Raw genomic sequence first — 20,761 nt, 5'->3', positions numbered from 1 at the left:
ATCAGGGCCCACACCCGCGCCCCACACGCGGAGCCCTCCCACTGGACTCCCATGAGGTTTTCATGAAGCTGCGTCGTGCCATGGCCACTGCGGCCGCGACGGCTGTGATAGCGCCCCTCGCCCTGCTCTCCGCCCCGGCCGCGTTCGCCGACGGGGACCCTGCCGCCTCGACGAGCAGTGCCACCACCGATTCCAACACCTCTCCCTCCGCGACCGAGAGCACCCCGGCCGCCCAGGTCAGCACCACCCCCGCGGGCGGCGCGACCTCGCCGTCCCAGGCCACCACCGCTCCGGCGGGCAACGACACCACCGGCCCCGCCGCCGGCGCCACCAACTCCCCCTCCCCGAGCGGGAGCAGCAGCCCGAGCGCGTCCGCGTCCGTGTCGCCGAGCCCCAGCGCGAGCGTCCCCGAGGGCGGCGAGCTGTGCGTCGACGAGAACGGCGACAGCACCGCCGAGCTCAGCGAGAGCCTCAAGAGCGGTCTGTCGGGCCTGCCCGACACGATCGTCGCGGGCAGCGGCTGGACCGCGTTCTCCTTCAACGTGACCAACCACGGTGACCAGAAGATCACGGACATCAAGCCGCTGATCGGCGTCGCCGCGATCGGCTGGGACGACGCGAAGGACTACTCGGGCCAGATCAAGGTCCAGGTCTTCGACAAGGCCACCAAGTCCTGGCAGACCATCGCGGACACGGCGGGCGAGGGCGGCACCTTCACCGCGTTCTCGCTCGGCGCGGGCCAGTCGGTCTCCTACAAGCTGCGCCTCAGCGTCAGCGGTAAGGTGCCGGACTCGCTCGGCCTGACCGGCGGTCTCGCCGAGTACGCGGACGAGCAGGGCTGCTGGCTCGCCGACGACCCGAACGGCTGGGTCTACTTCTTCGACATCCTGGGCGCCGGCTCCGACCCCGGGAAGCCGGGCGACGCCAAGCCGCAGACCGGTGGCATGAAGCCGATCAAGAACGTGAACGACGTCGACGCCACCGGCAGCCTCGCCGAGACCGGCTCCAGCTCCGCGTTGCCGATGATCGGCCTCACCGGCGGCCTCGCCGTCGCGCTGGGCGCCGGCGCGGTCTTCGTGGTGCGCCGCCGCAAGGGCGGGACGCCGACGGCGTAACGCGCAACCCCGGAGCCTGCTCCGGCGCATGAGAAGGACCCGCACTCGGAGGGGGTGCGGGTCCTTCTCTCATGTCCACCGGAAGTCGCTTCCGCGGACGGTCACTTCTTCGGCGGCACCGTCGGCATCCCCAGGAACGGCAGTTTCAGTGCGCCGAAGGCGTCCGCCGGGACCGCGGGGTTCATCGGCTCCACCGGCTTGAGGCGCTCGTACGCCGCTCCCTGGGCCGGACGCGGGTCCTCCTCGCCCTTGTTGGGCCAGTACGACATCGCGCGCTCGGCCTGGGCGGTGATGGTGAGCGAGGGGTTCACGCCCAGGTTGGCCGAGACCGCGGCGCCGTCGACGACCGAGATGCCGGGGTGGCCGTAGAGGCGGTGGTACGGGTCGATCACGCCGGTCTCGCGCGAGGAGCCGATCGGGCAGCCGCCGAGGAAGTGGGCGGTGAGGGGGGTGCCCATCAGCTCGCCGATGTTGGAGCCCGCGAAGCCGTTGATGTCGGCGGCGATGACCGAGGCGCTCTCCGAAGCGGCCCTGATCTGCTTGGGGTTGGGGGCGCCGTGGCCCTGGCGTGCGGTGAGCAGCCCCTTGCCCACGCCGTCCGGTTTGAGGAACGTCGTCAGGGAGTTGTCCAGGGACTGCATCACCAGACCGATGATGGACCGCTCCGACCAGCGGTGGTTGGACAGCGAGCGCAGGACGAGCACGGGGTGGCGGGCGGCGTTGCGCAGCCAGGCCAGCACCCTGGACGAGCCCTCGGCGTAGGGCACTTGGAGGATGGACAGGCCGCCCATCGAGTTGGAGCCCTTGCCGTAGCGGACCGGCTCGATATGGGTGTTCTCGTCCGGGTGGATGGACGAGGTGATGGCGACGCCGCGGGTGAAGTCGACCTTCGGCTCGCCCGTCACCTTGCGGTAGCGGCGGTTGTTCGTCTGCGCGCCGACCAGCGCCTCGGAGTTGGTGCGGGTCAGCTCGCCCAACTTGTCGGAGACGTACGGCAGTTGACCGCCCGTCTTCATCCGGTGCAGCAGCGTCTGGGTGCCGTAGGTACCGGCGGCCAGCACCACCCGCCGGGCCTTGAAGGTGCGGCCCGCCGCCTTCTTCCTGTTGTCCGTGGGGAGCGTCGCGACCGCGTACCCGCCCTGCGAGTCGTCCGTGACCGAGACGACCGTGGTCATCGGATGCACGACGGCGCCCGCCTTCTCGGCGAGATACAAGTAGTTCTCGTTGAGGGTGTTCTTCGCGCCGTGCCGGCAGCCCGTCATGCACTCGCCGCACTCGATGCAGGCCTTGCGGGAGGGGCCCGCGCCGCCGAAGTAGGGGTCGGCGACCTGCTCGCCCGCCGCGGCCCGCGCCCTGCCCTCGGCGTCCTTGCCGTCCCCGAAGAAGACGCCGACCGGCGCCATGTGGAAGGTGTCCCCCACGCCCATCCGCTCGGCGGCCGCCTTCAGATGCACGTCGGACGGGGTCATCGTCGGGTTGAGCCGTACGCCGAGCATGCGCTGCGCCTGGTCGTAGTACGGCTTCAACTCCTCCTGCCAGTCGGTGATGTCACGCCACTGCGGGTCGTCGAAGAACGGTTTCGGCGGTACGTAGAGGGTGTTGGCGTAGTTGAGGGACCCGCCGCCCACTCCGGCGCCGGCCAGGACCATGACGTTGCCGAGCAGATGGATGCGCTGGATGCCGAACATGCCGAGCTTCGGCGCCCAGAGGTAGTTCTTGAGGTCCCAGGAGTTCTTGGGCAGCGACTCACGGGTGAAGCGGCGGCCCGCCTCGAGGACCCCTACGCGGTAGCCCTTCTCGGTGAGGCGCAGGGCGGTGACGGAACCGCCGAAGCCGGATCCGACAACGATGACGTCGTAGTCGTAAGCGTCGAAGCTCACGCGCACTCTCCTCTAGCGGAACCGGAACGCCTTCATGAGCCTGAGGCTCCGGCTCATGAACTGGGCGTACTTCTCGTCGTCCATTCCCAGCGACGGCGCCATCGGCAGCAGGCGCTGCGTGGCGACCGTCTGGGCCTCCGTGTACTTGAGGATGCCCTCGGAGCCGTGGCGGCGGCCGAGGCCGGAGTCCTTCATGCCGCCCATGGGCGACTGGACGCTGCCGTAGGCGGGGGCGTAGCCCTCGTTGACGTTCACGGTTCCCGTGCGCAGCCGGGCGCCGACCGCGCGGCCGCGGCTCCCGTCCTTCGTCCAGACCGACGAATTCAGGCCGTACGGCGTGGAGTTGGCGTGCTCGATCGCCTCGTCGTCGGTCTTGAAGCGGTAGATCGAGACGACCGGGCCGAAGGTCTCCTCCGTGCACACCGACATCGGCTCGGTCACGCCGTCGAGGATGGTCGGCTCGAAGAAGTAGGGGCCGATGTCCGGGCGGGCGACGCCGCCGGCGACGACCTTCGCGCCCTTGGCGACGGCCTCCTCGACATGACGGGTGACCGTCTCCAGCTGCCGCTCTCCCACCAGCGAGCCCATGTCGGCGCCGTAGGCCAGCGACTTGCCGAGCCGCATGGCCTTCGTGCGGGCGGCGAAGCGCTCCAGGAAGGCGTCGGCGATCGACTCGTGGACGTACAACCGCTCGATGGAGATGCAGAGTTGGCCCGCGGAGGAGAAGCAGGCGCGGATGGCGCCCGCGGCCGCCTTCTCGATGTCGGCGTCCTCCAGGACCAGCATGGCGTTCTTGCCGCCGAGTTCGAGGGAGACGCCGACCAGGCGGGCGGCGGCGCCCTGGGCGACCTCGCGGCCGGTGCGGGTGGAGCCGGTGAAGGAGACGTAGTCGGCGTGCTTGACGATCTCGGGCCCGACGACCGGGCCGTCACCGAGGACGACCTGGAAGACGTCGGCGGGCAGACCGGCCTCGATCAGCAGGTCACGGGCCCACAGGGCGGTCAGGCAGGTCTCCGTGTCGGGCTTCATCACCACCGCGTTGCCCGCCACGAAGGCCGGGAGCGCGTCGCCGACCGACAGCTCCAGGGGGTAGTTCCAGGGGGCGATCTGGCCGACGACGCCGCGCGGGTGGCGCAGCTCGGTGACCTTGGTCAGCGTCGGGATGGCGCCCGTGTGCCGCTTCGGCTTCAGGTAGGCGGGGGCCCGGCGGCCGTAGTGACGGGAGGCCACGGCGACGGCCTGGACCTCCTCGTGGGCGTGCAGCCGGGCCTTTCCGGTCTCCAGCTGGATGAGGTCGAGGACCTCGGCCTGGCGCGCCAGCACCAGATCGTGGAAGCGGAGCAGAACGGCCGCGCGCTGCCGCACCGGCGTCCGCGCCCACACGGCCTGGGCGGCGCGGGCCGCCGCGAAGGCCTTGGCCACGTCCTCGGGCGTGGACTCGGGCAGGTCGGCCAGCTTGTCGCCGGTGAACGGTGTGTGGTTGGCGGTACGGCCGGAGCCGGCCACGCCCTTGGTCAGCTGGGCCACCAGCTCGGGCGTCACCACGTCGGCAGCCGTACGGGCGCCCTGCGGAGCGGGGGCGAGGGGATTCGTGCCGGTCTTGGCCGGGGCTTGCGCGTCCGTCATGAGGGGGAGGGTATGCCGGTGCGCAGCCTTTGGGTACCCGTCGGTAACGCGGCTTCACCGACTGCTCACACGATGCCAGTGCTCACTGGCAACGAACCCGCTGATCAGCGCTTGTGCGGGGGTGCCCGGATCCGGTTCAGCCCTTTTCGATGACAAGACGGTCACGTGCGCCCTTGAAGAGCGCCGTGCCCTTCTTCTCGTCCGGGGTGCCCTTGGGCATGTCGACGCGCAGTTCGTACAGGCGGCCGCCGGCGGTGCGGATCAGCAGCTGCATGACCCGCGTCGGGGCGTCGTCCGTGCTGTAGGCGGTGTCGGCGAGGACGGCTTCGTTGCCGTGGAAGGTGGTGCGGGTGTACTGGGTGCGCGCGTCGCCGTTGTAGCCGTTCCAGGTGGCGTGGGCCTTGTGCGCCTCGGCCATCGGGGCGCGGGGCGCCTTGTCCCACTCCGTGAGCCGGAGACGGACGTCGCTGTCGGCCTCGTCGTACTCCACGAGCCGGGGCGGGTGCCCGGCGCTGCCCTCCCTGGCGGAGACCCGGTACCGGCCCGGCACAAAGAGCACGGCCCGCAACGCCTTCTCGCGGCGCCCCGTCCACTCGTCGGCACCGGGGGTCGGGCTCTCGGCACGTGCCGGTGCCTCGCTGAGCGTGGCGGTGTGCTCGGTGGTGTCGTCGCCGCCGGGCCTTGTGGCGTAGGACGCGCCCAGCCAGGAACCGCCGACGACGAGCCCACCGAGTGCGGCGAGGAGGACGGGGCGGCGCGACAAGGGGCGGAGGAGCGGGTGGCGCTTCGGGGCGGGGGTGGGGGCAAGTTCCGGGGTGGGTTTGGTGGTGGGGTCGGCGGGCGGTTCGGGTATGGGCTCGCCTCCATCGGTGCCGGCAGGGTCCGGCTGCGACTTCAGTCGTACGGTCCCCACGTCGTCCGCGAACTCCCGTAACCCCGTGGTGTCCTGGGCCTGCGCCGACCCCGCGTCGACCGTGGGCACCGGCCACCCCTCGGCGACCGCTTCCAGGACCGCCGCGGTCTCCTCGGCGCCGGGCCGCTGTTCGGGGTCCTTCGCCAGCAGGCGCGCGATCAACGGACCGAGTGGTCCGGCCTGTTTGGGCTCGGGCGGATCGGAGGCGATGACCGCTGCGAGCGTGGACTCCAGCGTCGTACGCCGGAACGGGGACGCGCCCTCCACGGTCGCGTACAGCAGGACGCCGAGCGACCACAGGTCGGAGGCGGGGCCGGCGCCGCGGCCGGACATGCGCTCGGGCGCGACGAACTCCAGCGAGCCGACGAACTCCCCGCTCATGGTGAGGGATTCCTCGCCCTGGACGTGGGCGATGCCGAAGTCGGTGAGGACGACGCGGCCGTGGGCGCCGAGCAGGACGTTGGCGGGTTTGACGTCCCGGTGGACGATCCCGACGGAGTGCGCGGCGCGCAGGGCGCCGAGCACGGCGAGACTGATACGGGCGGCCTCGACGGCGTCGACCGGCCCGCGCCGCAACAGCTCGTGCAGGGACTCGCCGCGGATCAACTCCATCACGATCCAGGGCAGTCCGTCCTCCTCCACGACGTCATGGATGGAGACGGCGGCCGGATGGTCGACGCGGGCGGCGGCGCGGGCCTCGCGGTAGAGGCGGTGGGCCGCCCGCCGGTGGTGCTCGTCCTCCGGATCACCCGGCAGCCGGGGCTGCTTGACGGCGACGTCGCGCTGCACGAGTTCGTCGTACGCCTGCCAGACCGTGCCCATGCCGCCGGAGCCGATGCGCCCGGTCAGCCGGTAGCGCCCACCGACCAGCCGGCCGTCGCGCACACGTTCGCCGCCTTCGCTCATGCCTCATCAGTACCGTGCACAACGGCGAGTTGTCGACGCGGCGACGCGGCGACGCGGTCAGCGCTTGGTGATGCCTCAGGGCTTGGTGATGTCGATGTTGGCGAGCGCCGTCTTCGCCACGTCGCGCCCGCGGGCCGTGAAGTCGCCCTTGCCCGGGTAGCTGACGGTCACCTTGTACATGTCGCCGGCCTTGGTCCGGTAGTACCAGATCTGCAACTCGCGGGGGCGCGGGTTCTGGCTGTCGTCGGTTGTGTAGACGACGGTGTTCTCGGCCGCGGGCTTGCCCTTGTAGGTGAGGTTGCCGTTCGTCTTCGTTGTGGGCCGCTCGGGCATGTCGAGGTCGTAGTCGCCGTCGCTCTTGAAACGCTCGTTGTCGGCGTACATCTGGGAGGCCGCGGAGTTCTTGATGTCGTTGAGGGAGTCGTCGGACTTCCTGGAGAGGTTCACGCCGACCCAGATGGCGCCGCTCGGGTCGATGTACGTCACCCAGTTCTTGTCGGTGTCGTCCTTGCCCGGATGGTTCGCCACGTACGCCGCGGGCACCCCGAGCGTCACACCCAGCCGAGGGCTGGCCTGCTTCTTCCAGCCGTCCGGGAGCGGCCCCGCGAACGGATCCGCGAGGACCAGGTACGCCGCCACCGCCGCGGCGACGACACCCGCGCCGATGCCGAGCAGCGTCTTGCGCCCGAGCCGGATCCCCCGGGTGACGATCTGCACCTGCTGCGTCGGCGCGGTGGCCACGGGGGCCGGCGGGTTCGCGGCCTGAAACAGCAGCGCACGGGTCTGGGCGGCGGTCGGGCGCCTGAGCGGGTCCTTGTCCAGCAGCCCCGTGATCAGCTGGGCCAGCGGTCCCGACGCCGAAGCGGGCGGTGCGGGCGTGGCGTTGAGGACCGACTGGAGCGTGGCCGGCGTGTTGCTGCGGCGGAACGGCGAGACGCCCTCGGTGGCGGCGTAGAGGACCACGCCCAGGGACCACAGGTCGGAGGCCGGGCCGGGGCGCTGGCCCAGCACCCGCTCCGGGGCGATGTACTCGGGCGAACCGACGAAGCCGCCCGTGTCCGTCAGATTGGTCTCGCCCTCGATCTGGGCGATGCCGAAGTCGGTGAGGACGACGCGGTCATGGCGGCCGAGGAGCACATTGTCCGGCTTGACGTCACGGTGCAGGATGCCTGCCGCGTGCGCGGCCTCCAGCGCACCGAGCACCTCAAGGCCGATCCTGGCGGCCTCGCGCGCGTCCAGCGTGCCCTCCTGCAGGGCGCTGCCGAGCGAACGGCCGTGCACCAGCTCCATGACGATCCACGGCTGGCCGTCGACGACCGCCACGTCATGGACGTTGACCACGGCCGGGTGGTCGAGACGGGCCGCGGCACGTGCCTCGCGGCGCATCCGCTCGAAGGCGTTGGCGCGTTCGCGATCGGGAAGGTGGTCCGGGACGCGCGGCTCCTTGACGGCGACTTCGCGATCGACGGTCTCGTCCTTGGCCCGCCACACGGTGCCCATGCCGCCGTGCCCGAGCTTGGCGAGCAGCCGGTACCGTCCGGCGATGAGCCGTCCGGCGCCCGGCTCCTGCGCGGGCTGCGTCTGCGACGGGACGACCTGCGTGGGCGCCGGGTGCGCGTCGGCGCGGTTCGGCGGTTGCAGAACAAAACTCGTCGTCTCGTCGGCCTCGCGACCGGTGCCCCCGTTGTTGCTCATGGATCCATCCATATCGCGTCGGGCGCTCCCGTATCCACCGGGAATGCTTTCCGGTCACAGACCCGTGACGCAGACTGCCACTTATCTCCCTTTTATGCCCGTACGAAGGTGTCGATCGCGACGTCGAAGTACTCCTTGGCCTCCCGCACCTTCCCCACGGGCGCCGACACCCACACGTCGTACATCCGCCCGCCCTCCTCCCAGCACAGGTCGTAGGTGTGCCGGGGGCCCTCCGCGGCGGTGAAGCCGTTCCAGGTGAACTCCCACAGGGCGGCGGGGTGGCCGTGCCGCGTGGTCGAGGTGACCCGGCCGTCGCGGTAGCCGGGGTTCGTGTCGGGGCCTTTGGCGGCCGACCTCCGCATCACCGCGAGCGGGCCGCCGGCCTCGGGATCGGCGGCCTTGATGCCCAGGCGGAAGGTCTGGCCCGGCGACTCGTAGAAGATCCGCACCCCCTGGGGCCTGCGGTCGAAGCCCTCGGGGACGGCGAGGGAGAACCCGGCCGGGTCGTCGGCGACGCGGTAGCCGGACGGGGCGGAGGGGAGCCGGGGATCGGTGGCGCCGGGGGACGGGGTCGCGCCTACGGAGCCGGGAGACGGGGTTGCACTTGCAGCGCTCGGGGAGCTGCCGGGCGAGCGGTCGGAGGCGCTGGGTGAGGGGGACGCGCTCACCGACGTACCGGGTCCCGAACTCGACGGTGTGCCGCCGCCGTCGCCGCCCCCGTGCATCAGCAGCGCCGCCGCCGAGATGCCCGCGCCGGCCATCGCGGCCACCAGCAGTGCGGCCACCAGCATGCCGCGGGTGGAGCGCCGGGGCTCGGCGCCGGGCGGCGGTGCGGGCGAGGGTGCCGGAGCGGGTGCGGGCGGACGGGGCACGTCCAGCTGGGTCGGGGTGCGCACGGGCTCCGGCATACGGCCCGTGCTGCGGTACGCGCGCAGCATCCGCTCCGCCTGGTCCGCGTCCAGCCGCCGGTCCGGGTCGCGCTCCAGCAGGCCCCGCACGACGGGCAGCAGGGGCTCGGCCTGCGGGGGCGGCCGTATCTCGTCGAAGACGACCGCGTGCAGGATGCCGCCCAACGAGTCGCGCCGAAAGGGCGATTCACCGCTCAGCACGGTGCACAACAGCGCGCCCACCGACCACAGGTCGGACTCCGGGCCGGTCCGGGCCCCGGACATCCGCTCGGGCGCGGTGTACTCGGGCGAGCCGACGAAGGAGCCGGTCTCGGTGAGCGTGGTGGCGCCCGCGACCTGGGCGATGCCGAAGTCGGTGAGCACGACCCGGTTCGAGCCGGACTCCAGCAGGACGTTGGCGGGTTTGATGTCGCGGTGCAGGACTCCGGCCGCGTGCGCCGTGCGCAGCGCGCTCAGCAGGTCGATGCCGATCCGGGTGGCCTCGGCGGCGTCCACCGGTCCCCGGGTGGCGACCCGTTCGGCTAGGGAGCCGCCGTCGATCAACTCCATGACCAGATAGGGGCGTTCGTCGTGCTCCACCACGTCGTGGACGACGATGATGTGCGGGTGGCGCAACTGGGCCACGGCACGGGCCTCGCGCAGCGTGCGGTCGCGCTGCCGTTCGGCCTCCTGCGGGGAGAGCGTCTCGTCGAGGTCGAGGGGTATCTCCTTGACCGCCACCTGCCGGCCGAGCAGTTGGTCGGTCGCCCGCCAGACCACACCCATACCGCCGCGGCCGACCCGCGCCTCGAGCCGGTAACGGCCCGCAATGACACGGACGTTCTCCCCCTCGGTCCCCATGCGCCCCATCATGCACCACCGGACGGACGCCCTCCGGAGCACCGACCGGCCAAGTATCCGGCCGCCTCGGGAGTACCGAAGGTGGACTCTCGGCGATCATTTTCGGCCACGACCGGTTTCAAGTAGATGCAAAGCAGGATGAATAATCGAGATATATACACCATGTAGAAACTAAACGGTTCGGCCGAAAATCATGCTGTTGCATGGATCATGAAAACCTTACTTTTCTCTTATGGGAAACACATTGAAGCGCCTTTGCGTCACAAGCTTCGCGGCGGCGGCGATATTCGCCACGACCACCTTGACCGATGCCAGCGCGGCGAGTGGCGCTGCCGCGTGCTCGGTGACCGGCGCCTCCGGCAGTCTCACGTTCACCAACTGGTCGAGCCACCATGTGGACATCAGCGGTTGGGTAAAGGACAACGCTGCCGATGGTCACCACGTGGCCATTCGCCTCGTTTCCATAGACGACACCACCGGATGGGTAACGGAGTGGCCCTGGCATTCCGAGTACGACGGACTCGGGGCCACCAACAGCTTCAGCACTTACGCGTCGCCCTCGGGCGATCGTCTCGACTACATCGGCGCACAGGTGGCCGTTATCGAAGGGAGCAAGATAGTCCGTGACTGCACCGACTACGCCGCCTGAGCCCCCCGCACGGCAACCCGACTCGGGTCAGCCCTCCTGGAAGCCCCGCAGGATCACGTCGAACTGCTTTCTGGTGGCAGCCCAGTCGTCGTTCGGCGAGGCCTCGTAGATGGCGTACTCGGTGCCGGCGCTGTTCACGTATCCGACGTCGATCGCACGGTAGGGGCCCGGGAAGTAGTGCGGCCCGTCCTTTGCCAGGGCGTTCCACGTGTACTGCCAACGGGAGCCCGGCAGGTCGCGGAAAAGCTCCTCCTTGAGGCTCAACCGCTTGTAGTCCTGAAGCCGCGCTGAGATCCGTTGCTCCAGGTCGCTCATGTGTTCGTACGAGGTGCTGAAGTCAGGTGCGGTGTCGACAGCGACCCGCACGAGATGCTTGCCGTGGTCGGGCGAGTAGTCGACCTGCCTGAGGCCGTCCTGGTCGATGGAGACGGACCGCTTCCACCCCTTGGGCAGGGAGATGCTGAAGCCCACGGGGTCGTTGCGCCGCTCCCAGTTGGCGGGAACAGTGCCGTCGGAACCTTTGGTCGGTGTGCTCGTCGGCCCCGGGCTCTGTGAGGCGGAGGAGTCGCCGCCCTGTCGCCCCTTGTCGTACTGCTGCCACGCCACCACGGCGCCCGCGCCGACGATCGCGGCCAGGACGAGCGTGAGCGCGACGGTGCGCAGCCTGCGGCGCTTGGGCACGGGCATGGGGCCCGTGGGGCCCGTGGGCCCTGTGGGCAGCCCGGCCGGTCCGACCGGCGTGGGCGCCGTCACCGGTGGATACGGCGTCGAGGAGCCCTGCTGCAACCCGGTGTGGGCGGTCGTCTCGTACGGGGCGGCCACATGCTGCGTGGGCACATACGCCTGCGCGGCGTTCGCCCGCCGCCCCTCCGCCACCTCGGCGAGCATCTGCTCGGCGTCGACCGCGCTCGGCCGTGCCGCGGGATCCTTGTGCAGCAGCGCGGCCATGACGGGCCCGAGCGGTCCCGCGTACTGCGGCTCGGCCGCGTTCTCCTCGACGACCGCCTGCATCGTCGACAGGGGCGAGGTGCGGCGGAACGGCGACCTGCCCTCCACCGCGGTGTAGAGCGTGGCGCCGAGCGCCCACAGGTCGGAGGCGGGGCCCGGGTCGTGGCCGCGCACGCGCTCGGGGGCGAGATAGTCGACCGAGCCGACCACCTCGCCGGTGCGGGTGATGGTCGTGTCGCCCTCGATCTGGGCGATGCCGAAGTCGGTGAGCAGCACGCGCCCGTCATGGCCGATGAGCACGTTGCCGGGCTTCACATCGCGGTGCAGTACACCGGCGGCGTGCGCGGCGCGCAGCGCCCGCAGCACCCACAGTCCGATGCGCGCGGCCTCGGCCGTCTCGACCCGCCCGCGCTCCTTGACCGCGTCGGCCAGGGAGAACCCCTCGACCAACTCCATCACGATCCACGGACGGCCGTCGTGCTCCAGCACGTCGTGGACGGTGACGACCGCGGAGTGGTTGATGCGCGCGGCGGCGCGCGCCTCCGCCCGAGTGCGCGCCAGCAACCGCTCCTGGTCGCTCTCGGACACATAGAGCGCGGCGGTCAACTCCTTGATCGCGACGGCCCGGTGCAGCACCTCGTCGTGCGCCCGCCACACGCGGCCCATGCCGCCGCTGCCGATCGAGTCGGCGAGCCGGTAGCGGCCCGCGACAAGCTGGCCCTGCATCTGATTCACGTTGCCCCGCAATGCTCTTGACAGGGTCAGACTAAGGACCAGCCCGCGAACAGGGAACCGGCGGGGTGCCATGGAGACCGCACTGTGACGGTTGTCGCTTCTTTGCGTATGGCGCAACCATCTGTGCCGTTCACCGAGCCGTCACAAATGGCTTCAGCCGGTCACTTGATACGTCTTGGACGCCTGCTCGTACAGTTTCGTCACCTCGTCGCGCTGCGACTCCGGCCCGCGCACCTGCACGATGTGGTACCGCCCGTCGATGAGCATCGCCAAGTTGCGCACATACAGGTCGTGTCCGCCGTCGTCGGTCCAGGTGAACTGCCCCTCGGCCATGGTTCGGGTGCCCACGGTGACGGTGCGCAGCCCGGTCGCCGTGGCCCAGCTGGAGCTGCGGTACGGCTGCAACTCGTGCTCCGTGTCCCGCTGGTACGCCATCGGATCGCTGCCGTAGGTGACCGCGCCGTCGCGTCCCTTCACGACGACGAGCTCGAAGTCGCCGTGCGAGTAGACCACTTGGTTCCACGCGTTCTTGCCCGCACGCGACCAGCCCTTGGCCACGGCGATCTCGAAGCCCTCCGGGTCCTTGCGCAGGGTGAAGCCGGCGGCGACGTCGGGCCCGGTGGTCTGACTCTGCGTCGCCCCGGCCGACTTGGAGGAACTCGGGCTGTCCTCGGACTTCGGCGAGGTCTGGTCGGGGCGCGGCGCGCTGCTCGCGTCCCGGTGCGACTGCGTGGGGACCGGCCCCGCCTGGCCCGCGCTGCCGGTACGGTCGCTGCCCGCCGCCCCGTCCTCACCGGACTTCGGCATGAAGAGCACGGCGTAGGCGATCGCGGCGGCCAGCAGGAGCAGCACCAGCAACAGCAGGGTGCGGCCGAGTCTGTGCGGTGACTTCGCCTCCTTCTTGGCCCGCTTGTGCCGTCCGTGCGGGCTGGTCGCGGGGAGTCCGGCGCGCCGCCTGCGCACCAGCTCGCCGCGCCGCCGCACCACCGGCAGCCGGCTGGTGTCGGCCGGCGGTGCCGCTATGACATGCGCACCGGCATCGGGCTCGGGCGCGGACCGCACGAGCGAACGCAGCCAGCCGCGCAGCTCCTCGAAGTCCAGCCGCTCGGTGGGGTCCTGACGCAGCAGGGACTCCACGACCGGCCGCAGCGGCCCGCACTCCTCGGCGAAGGCGGGTGGCTCGGCACACACCATCTGCACCAGCTCGGCCGTCGACTCCTCCGGGTAGGGCGCATGTCCCTGTACGGCCCTGAAGAGCAGGGCGCCGAGCGCCCACAGGTCGGTCGCAGGTCCGATCGGCGGCGCCAACTGCCAGTTCTCGTGCACCGGTCCGGCCTGCTCCGGCGCCCACCGCTCCGTCACGGGCCCCACGACGGCCATCCGCGCCTGCCGCGCCCGCTCGGCGGCGAGCGGCGTGGCGGGGCCGCGGGTGGGGGCGCCGGGAACGCCGGGGGTGCCGGGGGTGACTGGAATTCCGGGTGTCCCGGGGGTTCCGGCGACGAGGTCGTCCCAGCGACTGGGCGGTGTCGCGCCCGGCGGGAGGGGTGCGGGGGCGGAACCGGGGCCGGGCCCGGGCAGGGCGGGGCCGCCGTGAGTGTGGTTGCCGGGGGAGGGCGCCGGAACTCCCGCGGGGGGCGCCGTGTTCAGGCCGGGGGCCGGGGCGCCGGGCGCCGAGGGGGCGCCGTAGCCACCGCCGCCGTTGCCCGTGCCGCCAGGAGGCAGCGCCGTGCGCCCGCCCTGACTGCCCTGACCGGCCTGACTGCCCTCACCGCCCTGGTCGCCCTGACCTCCCGCGAGGCCGGACGCTCCGTTGGCGCCGGTCGACGGGGGCCCGCCGGCCCCGGTCCGAGGTGCGGCGCCGTGCCAAGGGGTGGCATTCACGCCGTACGGGTCGGCTATCTGACCGGGCGTCGTGGAGGCGTGCTGCGTACCGTCGCCCGAAGTCTGCGTCTGCGCCCCGCCGTTGGGCTGCGCCCCGGAACCGTCCTCGGGTGCGGAACGGGCGCCGGGAAGCGCTCCGGGCAGTGCCGCCCGCCCGTTCTGCTGCGCCTCCTGCACCCTGGCGGCGGCCCGCGCGCCCGCCCGGTACGCGGCGATCGCCCCCGCCCGCGCGGCCCGGATGTCCCCGCCGCTCTCAAGTGCCTTGGGCGCACGGGCACTTGACGCCCCAGAGCCGTGGGCCGCGTCCGTCCCGGCAGGCAGCAGTCCTCCGGCGGCCCGAGCCCCGATGGCGGCCCGCCGAGCGGCCTCGGGATCGACGTCGACGTCAAGAAGACCGCTCTTAGCAACGTGAGCCCCGTGAACACCCTGAGGACTCTGCGAACCCTGCGCGCTCTGAGCAGACCGCGCACCGGGCAGCCCAGGGCCCTCGGGCAACCCCGCGCCGTCGAGCGACCCGCCTGCAGCTCCTAAACCGCCCCCACCGTCCCGGCCGTACTCGTCATCACTCTCCGGAGCCGGCACCGGGTCGTAACCGCACAGCGCCTCCTCCGCCGCGCCGACCGCGAGGCCGGTCAGCATCACCCGTCCGTCGTCGCAGACGAGCACCGTGCGGGCCGTGATGTTCCGGTGCACCCAGCCGTGGGCGTGCAGCACGCGCAGGGCCATGAGGACGTCGGAGGCCACCTCGGCGGCGCGGTACGGCGTCAGCGGCTTCTCGGCGAGCAGCGCCGCCAGCGGCCGTGCCTCCACCAGTTCGCTCACGATCCACAGCGAACCGCCCTCGGCGAACACGTCGAAGACCTGGTCGAGCCGTGGGTGGTCGGGGATGCGCGCCGCGGCCTGCGCGGCCTCCACCGCGCGCAGTACGGCGGGATCGGTGGGCCTTCGCGCCCCGGCGCGCGTGCCGGACCTGGCTCCCCGGTCACGCGCCGTGAAACCGTCGGGCAGCCCCTCCGCGTCGAGCACCTCGGCCTCGACGACTTCGGGCAACGGCACCTGCCTGACCAGGACTTCCTGCCCGCTGTAGGTGTCGAAGGCCCGGGTGTCGGTCAGTTCGTACTCGTCGGCGGGCGGCAGCGGCAGGCGGTAGCGGTCGGCAAGCACCCGGCCCGCATAGTCGTCCACGTTGCCTCCCCCGGCCGCCCGGCTGGTCAATTCCGCTCGCCCTGTGCTCCGTTCCGAACACATACCCGGATGCGTACGGTCCGCAAGCACTCACGATACGTGCCGGAGGCAACCCGCAAAGCGGGATGCCGGATCTCACGGCCGAAACCCGGGACCAGTCACATCACGACTTGGGTTCGAACGTCCTCGCGAGCGTTTTCCAGGTGTCCCTACGCAGATCGCTGTCCCAATTCGCGGCTTTCGCCGTGTACATCAGCGCATATCCAAGATGCCCGTTGACAACGAATCCCCGGTCTATCGTCCGGTACTTCGTCCCGCCGTCGCTGTAGGTGAATTCCCAGTCGGCCGCGTTCCAGCCGCGGAAGCCCACCTTCTCTATGCGGATCTTCTGGTACTGCGAGCGCACCATGTAGCGCTCCTGGTTCTTCCAGTCCGCCACCGGGTCGCTCTTGGGCGTGGACGTCCAGGCGATCAGCAGCTTCTGCCCGTCGGGTCCGGTGAACCGGTCCCCCGCGGCGCCCGTCGACTGGTACTTCCACCCCTTGGGCAGCCCGATCGAGTAGCCCTGGCTCCCCTTGTGCGTCGACGCCACGGCGCTGCCGCCGCCGGACGAGTCGCCCGCCCCGCTCCCGCCGGTCGCCGTCGGCCCGTTGCTGGGCGTGTTGTTCGACGTCGATGCCTCGTCGGACTGCGAGGCGTCCCCGCCCTTACGGGTCCCGCCGCCCGTGTCCTCCTTGGTGTCGGCACTGGCGGACGCGCTCGCGGCGACCTTCCCGCCGCCGCTCTTCGCGCCGTCGGAGCCCTTGTCGTCGTCACCGCCGAGCGTCAGTGCCAGCACGGTTCCGAGCACGGCGAGCACGACCACCACCGCGATGATCACCAGCGTCCGCTTCGGCACCACGTCGGTGAGCGGCGCCCTGGGCACCGGCCGCGGCGGCAGATCCGGCGGCGGCACGACCGGCCACCCCGAACTCCGCCCGCCGGACTGCGCGTTGGCCCCCGACGCCCCGCGCTCCGGACCCGCCGAGCCCGCCCCTCCCGCCGTGCCGGAAGCGGCCGAGGCCGAGGCCCCGGTCGAGGCTGCGGCACCCGAAGCGCCCTTGCCCGCGCCCTTGCCAGCTCCCTTGCCGGACTGCGCCGGCACCGACGGCGTCCTGGAGGGGGACGCCGGGGCCGAGGGAGCCTCGGCTCCGGCAGCTCCAACCGCACCCGGCACCCCGGCCGGACCAGCCGCCCCGGTCGTACCAGGCGTCCCGCTCGTCCGGGCGGACTTGGTGCCGTCGGCTCCCGAACCCGCCCCACCACCAAGGGACTTGGCGCGCGTCGCAGCCGCCGTACCGGCCGCCGCTCCCGCCGCCGCGGCAGCCTTGCGCATGGAACGCAGCGCCCCGCGCAGCTTCTCCGCCGCTTCCTCGCCCCGCTTGCCACCCGAACCGCCCGAGCCACCCGAACCGCCGGGGCTCCGCCTGCCCCCTGGTCCTTCGGGCTGCCCCGGCAGCGGCACGACCCTGGTCGCGTCGAGCGGCGGCTCCGGTTCGGCCGCCTTCGGCTCGGGCGCGTGGATCACCGCGTTGAGCATGGCCCGCGCACCCGCGTCGTCCAGCCGGTTGGCCGGATCCTTGGTCAGCAGGCCGTAGATGACGTCCTTGAGCGGGCCCGCGTTCTTCGGCTCCTCCAGCGGCTCGGTCATCACCGCGGTCAGCGTCGCTATGGCGGAGCCCTTGTCGTAGGGCGGGGCGCCCTCGACCGCCGCGTACAGCAGTCCGCCGAGCGACCACAGGTCGGCCGCCGGGCCGGGCTTGTGCCCGCGGGCCCGCTCGGGCGAGATGTAGGAGGGGGCGCCGACGAGCATGCCGGTCGAGGTGATGGACGGGTCGCCCTCGACCTGGGCGATACCGAAGTCGGTCAGCACGACCCGGTCGGTCTCCGACTCCAGCAGGACGTTGGAGGGCTTCACATCACGGTGCAGGATGCCCTCGCGATGCGCCGAGCGCAGCACGTCGAGGATCGCGAGGCCGACCTCGGCGGCCCGCTTCGGCTCCAGCAGACCGTCCTCCCGGATGACCTCGGCGAGCGACTTGCCCTCGACGAGCTCCATCACGATCCACGGCCGGTCGTCCTCCTCGACCACGTCGAAGACCGTCACCGCGCTGTTGTTGCGGATCCGCGCGATCGCCTTGGCCTCGCGCAGCGTCCGTGTGATCAGCCGCCGCTTCTCGTCCTCGTCGATGTTCGACGGGAACCGCAGTTCCTTGACCGCGACCGTCCGGCCCAGGGTTTCGTCCTCGGCCCGCCACACCGTGCCCATGCCGCCGCGGCCGAGCACCTTCCCCAGCCGGTACCGCCCGGCGAGTAGACGCTCCCGGTTGTCCTGACGAGTGTCCTGACGGGATGTCCCCGCCCGCTCCGCCTCCGACATGCGTCCCCTCATACAACCCGCCCTGACAGAGCCTCCATTGTCTCTCACTCGACAAGTGCCCGACGCCCAGGGTGCGCCTGGTGCCGTACGGGGTATTTGCGCCCCCGAGGCCCCCCTGAACCGGGCAATTCGCCGCCCGGCATGATGGGCCGTGACAAGGGAGGCCCGCGATGGCACCGCTTCGGACACTACTCGCCGTACCTGTGTCCCTCGCGCTGCTCGCCCTGGCCCCGAGCGCCTCCCCGGCACCCCGTCCGGGTACGGCACCGGCGACGGACGCGATCCTCCCGCTGCTGGTCACCCAGGGGGGAGCCCCCGCCGCGGCGCTCCTGGCGAGCGGGCGGTACGGCAGCCACTACGCCCGGGCGGGCCGTGGCATCGCCCGCGCCGACCACTTCCGTGCCGGCAGCATCACCAAGACGTTCGTCGCCACGGTGATCCTTCAACTCGCCGCGCAGCAACGGCTGTCCCTGTCCGACACCGTCGAGCAGCACCTGCCCGGCCTGGTGCGCGGGGCGGGCAACGACGGCCGTGCACTGACTCTGCGCTCCCTGCTCACCCACACCAGCGGTCTGTACGACTTCACCGCGGACACCAAGGGCGCCGTCCCTCTCACCCCCCTTCAGGCCGTACACATCGCACTCACCCACCCCCCGGCCCTGCGCGGCCGCTACTCCTACTCGAACACCAACTACGTCCTGCTCGGCCTGGTCGTCCGACAGGTCACCGGGCACTCCTACGCCACCGAGGCCGAAGACCGCATCATCGCTCCACTGGGTCTGACGGGCACCTCCTTCCCTGGCTCCCGCACCGCTCTGCCCTCCCCGCACGGCCGCGCCTACACGGCGAACGGGACCGACGTCACCCGGCTCGACCCGCGGGTGGCCGGCGCCGCGGGTGAGCTGGTGACCACGCTCGCCGACCTGGACCGCTTCTACGCGGCCCTGCTCGACGGCGAACTGCTGCCCCCGCGCTGGCTGCGCGAGATGCTCGACACCCGCACCGCACACGGCTCGTACGGCATGGGCCTGTTTCCCGTGAGGCTGCCGTGCGGCGTCACGGTGTGGGGACACAACGGGCGCATCACCGGCAGCTACGTGCGCACCGCAGCCACCATGGACGGCCGGCGTGTCCTCACCTTCCGGGTGAACACGGACGCGATCGCAGATCCCAGCCTCGAACCACGGCTGCTCGACGCCGAGTTCTGCCCTCGCATCCTGTAGAACGACCCGGTCCCGAACGAAGATCCCGGTTCACGACACTCGTTCGAGTGATGTGCCGTCAGCACCGACCGGCGTCCCCAGCCCCGGATTCCGCTCACCGAGGTCCCATGGAGCCCCTGCAGCCCCTACAGCGGCACGATGTCCGGCGCCCCCAGCCGCGCCGCGTCCGCCGTCAGGTCGTCGGGCTGCCGCTGCGACTCCCGCTCGGCCTCCACCCGCTTCTCGTAGTGCTCGACCTCGCGCTCGATCTGGTCCTTGTCCCAGCCGAGCACCGGCGCCATCAGCTCGGCCGCCTCCCGGGCGCTGCGCGTGCCGCGGTCGAAGGTCTCGATGGAGATGCGGGTGCGCCGGGTCAGCACGTCGTCCAGGTGCCGGGCGCCCTCGTGCGAGGCGGCGTACACCACCTCGGCGCGCAGATAGTCGTCGGCGGCCTGCAGCGGCTCGCCGAGGGACTGGTCGGCCGCCACCAGGTCGAGCACCTCCTCCGCCATCGCGCCGTAGCGATTCAGCAGATGTTCGACGCGCACCACGTGCAGGCCGGTGCGTGCCGCGATCCGTGCTCGCGCGTTCCACAGCGCGCGATAGCCCTCCGCGCCCAGCAGCGGCACGTCCTCCGTGACGCACTCGGCGACCCGCATGTCGAGCCCGTGCACCGCCTCGTCCACCGCGTCCTTGGCCATCACCCGGTACGTCGTGTACTTGCCGCCCGCGACGACCACCAGACCGGGCGCAGGATGCGCCACGGTGTGCTCGCGCGACAGCTTGCTGGTGGCGTCCGACTCGCCGGCCAGCAGCGGGCGGAGCCCTGCGTACACGCCCTGTACGTCGTCCCGGGTCAGCGGCACCGCGAGCACGGAGTTCACATGCTCCAGCAGATAGTCGATGTCCGCGCTGGAGGCGGCGGGATGCGCCTTGTCGAGGTCCCAGTCGGTGTCGGTGGTGCCGACGATCCAGTGCCGCCCCCAGGGGATGACGAACAGCACGGACTTCTCCGTGCGCAAAATCAGCCCGGACGAGGAGTTGATGCGGTCCTTCGGCACGACCAGATGGATGCCCTTGGAGGCGCGGACGTGGAACTGCCCGCGCTCGCCCACCATGGCCTGGGTGTCGTCGGTCCACACACCCGTCGCGTTGACGATCTGCTTCGCGTGGATCTCGTACTCCCCGCCCGCCTCGACGTCCTGCACGCGTGCGCCGACGACTCGCTCGCCCTCGCGCAGGAAGCCGGCCACGCGGGCGCGGTTGGCGGCCTTCGCACCGTAGGACGCGGCCGTGCGCACCAGTGTGGCCACATAGCGGGCGTCGTCCATCTGGGCGTCGTAGTACTGCAGCGCCCCGACCAGGGCGTCCTTCCTCAACGCCGGTGCCACGCGCAGGGCGTGGCGGCGGGTCAGGTGACGGTGCATCGGCAGGCCGCGGCCGTGTCCGCGCGCCATCGACATGGCGTCGTAGAGCGCGACGCCCGATCCGGCGTACAGCCGCTCCCAGCCCTGGTGCTGCAGCGGGTACAGGAACGGCACCGGCTTCACCAGGTGCGGGGCGAGCCGCTCCAGGAGCAGGCCGCGCTCCTTCAGCGCCTCCCTGACGAGCGCGAAGTCGAGCATCTCCAGATAGCGCAGTCCGCCGTGGACCAGTTTGCTGGACCTGCTGGAGGTGCCCGAGGCCCAGTCCCGTGCTTCGACCAGGCCGGTGGACAACCCGCGCGTCACGGCGTCGAGGGCGGTGCCCGCGCCGACCACTCCACCGCCCACGACCAGCACGTCCAGCTCGCGCTCGGCCATTCCCGCCAGTGCCTCGGCGCGCTGCGCCGGCCCCAGTGTCGCTGTCCTCACCGCTGC

Annotated in this window: 12 protein-coding genes; 3 read left to right on the top strand and 9 right to left on the bottom strand. The window is 71.6% G+C overall.

Going from position 1 to position 20,761, the window contains the following annotated elements; all coding sequences use genetic code 11:
- Positions 1 to 62 precede the first annotated feature (62 nt).
- Complete coding sequence (locus tag JYK17_RS30360; RefSeq protein WP_181362508.1) at positions 63 to 1,115, top strand: LAETG motif-containing sortase-dependent surface protein; 1,053 nt, start codon at positions 63 to 65, stop codon at positions 1,113 to 1,115.
- A gap of 101 nt (positions 1,116 to 1,216) precedes the next feature.
- On the opposite strand, the gene JYK17_RS30355 is transcribed toward JYK17_RS30360, so the two are convergent.
- From JYK17_RS30355 to JYK17_RS30335, 5 genes are all read right to left on the bottom strand, one after another.
- Positions 1,217 to 2,995 (bottom strand): GMC family oxidoreductase N-terminal domain-containing protein, encoded by a 1,779-nt coding sequence (locus JYK17_RS30355; protein ID WP_108013253.1) that lies wholly within the window; start codon positions 2,993 to 2,995, stop codon positions 1,217 to 1,219.
- A gap of 12 nt (positions 2,996 to 3,007) precedes the next feature.
- Positions 3,008 to 4,621: a succinic semialdehyde dehydrogenase gene (locus JYK17_RS30350; RefSeq protein WP_128802716.1), complete on the bottom strand. Its 1,614-nt coding sequence runs from the start codon at positions 4,619 to 4,621 to the stop codon at positions 3,008 to 3,010.
- A gap of 136 nt (positions 4,622 to 4,757) precedes the next feature.
- Entirely contained in the window at positions 4,758 to 6,440 is a 1,683-nt protein-coding gene (locus JYK17_RS30345) for a serine/threonine-protein kinase (protein WP_222811610.1), read from the bottom strand.
- Between the two features lie 75 nt (positions 6,441 to 6,515).
- The gene (locus JYK17_RS30340; protein WP_128802715.1) at positions 6,516 to 8,135 is read right to left on the bottom strand and encodes a serine/threonine-protein kinase; all 1,620 of its coding nucleotides are present in this window, start codon (positions 8,133 to 8,135) and stop codon (positions 6,516 to 6,518) included.
- Between the two features lie 92 nt (positions 8,136 to 8,227).
- Complete coding sequence (locus JYK17_RS30335; protein WP_222811607.1) at positions 8,228 to 9,883, bottom strand: serine/threonine-protein kinase; 1,656 nt, start codon at positions 9,881 to 9,883, stop codon at positions 8,228 to 8,230.
- A 232-nt stretch (positions 9,884 to 10,115) separates the two neighbouring features.
- Here JYK17_RS30335 and JYK17_RS30330 point away from each other — a divergent pair, with 232 nt between their 5' ends.
- The gene (locus tag JYK17_RS30330) at positions 10,116 to 10,532 is read left to right on the top strand and encodes a hypothetical protein (protein WP_222811606.1); all 417 of its coding nucleotides are present in this window, start codon (positions 10,116 to 10,118) and stop codon (positions 10,530 to 10,532) included.
- Between the two features lie 27 nt (positions 10,533 to 10,559).
- Here JYK17_RS30330 and JYK17_RS30325 read toward each other — a convergent pair whose 3' ends face one another.
- The 3 genes from JYK17_RS30325 to JYK17_RS30315 form a co-directional block, all read right to left on the bottom strand.
- Positions 10,560 to 12,206, bottom strand: a complete 1,647-nt coding sequence (locus JYK17_RS30325) for a serine/threonine-protein kinase (RefSeq protein WP_128802713.1) — start codon at positions 12,204 to 12,206, stop codon at positions 10,560 to 10,562.
- A 162-nt stretch (positions 12,207 to 12,368) separates the two neighbouring features.
- Positions 12,369 to 15,281 carry a serine/threonine kinase C-terminal domain-containing protein gene (locus tag JYK17_RS30320; protein WP_234547950.1) on the bottom strand — a complete coding sequence of 971 codons (2,913 nt, stop codon included), beginning with the start codon at positions 15,279 to 15,281 and terminating at the stop codon, positions 12,369 to 12,371.
- A 163-nt stretch (positions 15,282 to 15,444) separates the two neighbouring features.
- Positions 15,445 to 17,700, bottom strand: coding sequence for a serine/threonine-protein kinase (locus JYK17_RS30315; RefSeq protein WP_222811611.1), 2,256 nt, complete (start codon positions 17,698 to 17,700; stop codon positions 15,445 to 15,447).
- 170 nt (positions 17,701 to 17,870) lie between these two features.
- Between JYK17_RS30315 and JYK17_RS30310 the strand changes: the two genes are divergently transcribed.
- Entirely contained in the window at positions 17,871 to 18,923 is a 1,053-nt protein-coding gene (locus tag JYK17_RS30310) for a serine hydrolase domain-containing protein (RefSeq protein WP_108013262.1), read from the top strand.
- 125 nt (positions 18,924 to 19,048) lie between these two features.
- Here the strand turns inward: JYK17_RS30310 and JYK17_RS30305 are convergent, their stop codons facing one another.
- On the bottom strand, positions 19,049 to 20,755 hold the full coding sequence (locus JYK17_RS30305) for a glycerol-3-phosphate dehydrogenase/oxidase (RefSeq protein ID WP_108013263.1): 1,707 nt from the start codon (positions 20,753 to 20,755) through the stop codon (positions 19,049 to 19,051).
- Positions 20,756 to 20,761: the final 6 nt, after the last annotated feature.

Origin of the sequence: Streptomyces plumbidurans (genome assembly GCF_019857225.1) — a bacterium.
In the GTDB taxonomy this organism is placed as follows: Bacteria; Actinomycetota; Actinomycetes; order Streptomycetales; family Streptomycetaceae; genus Streptomyces; species Streptomyces plumbidurans.
Note: the sequence above shows the minus strand (reverse complement) of the source record. Positions and strands in the feature narration are given on the sequence as shown.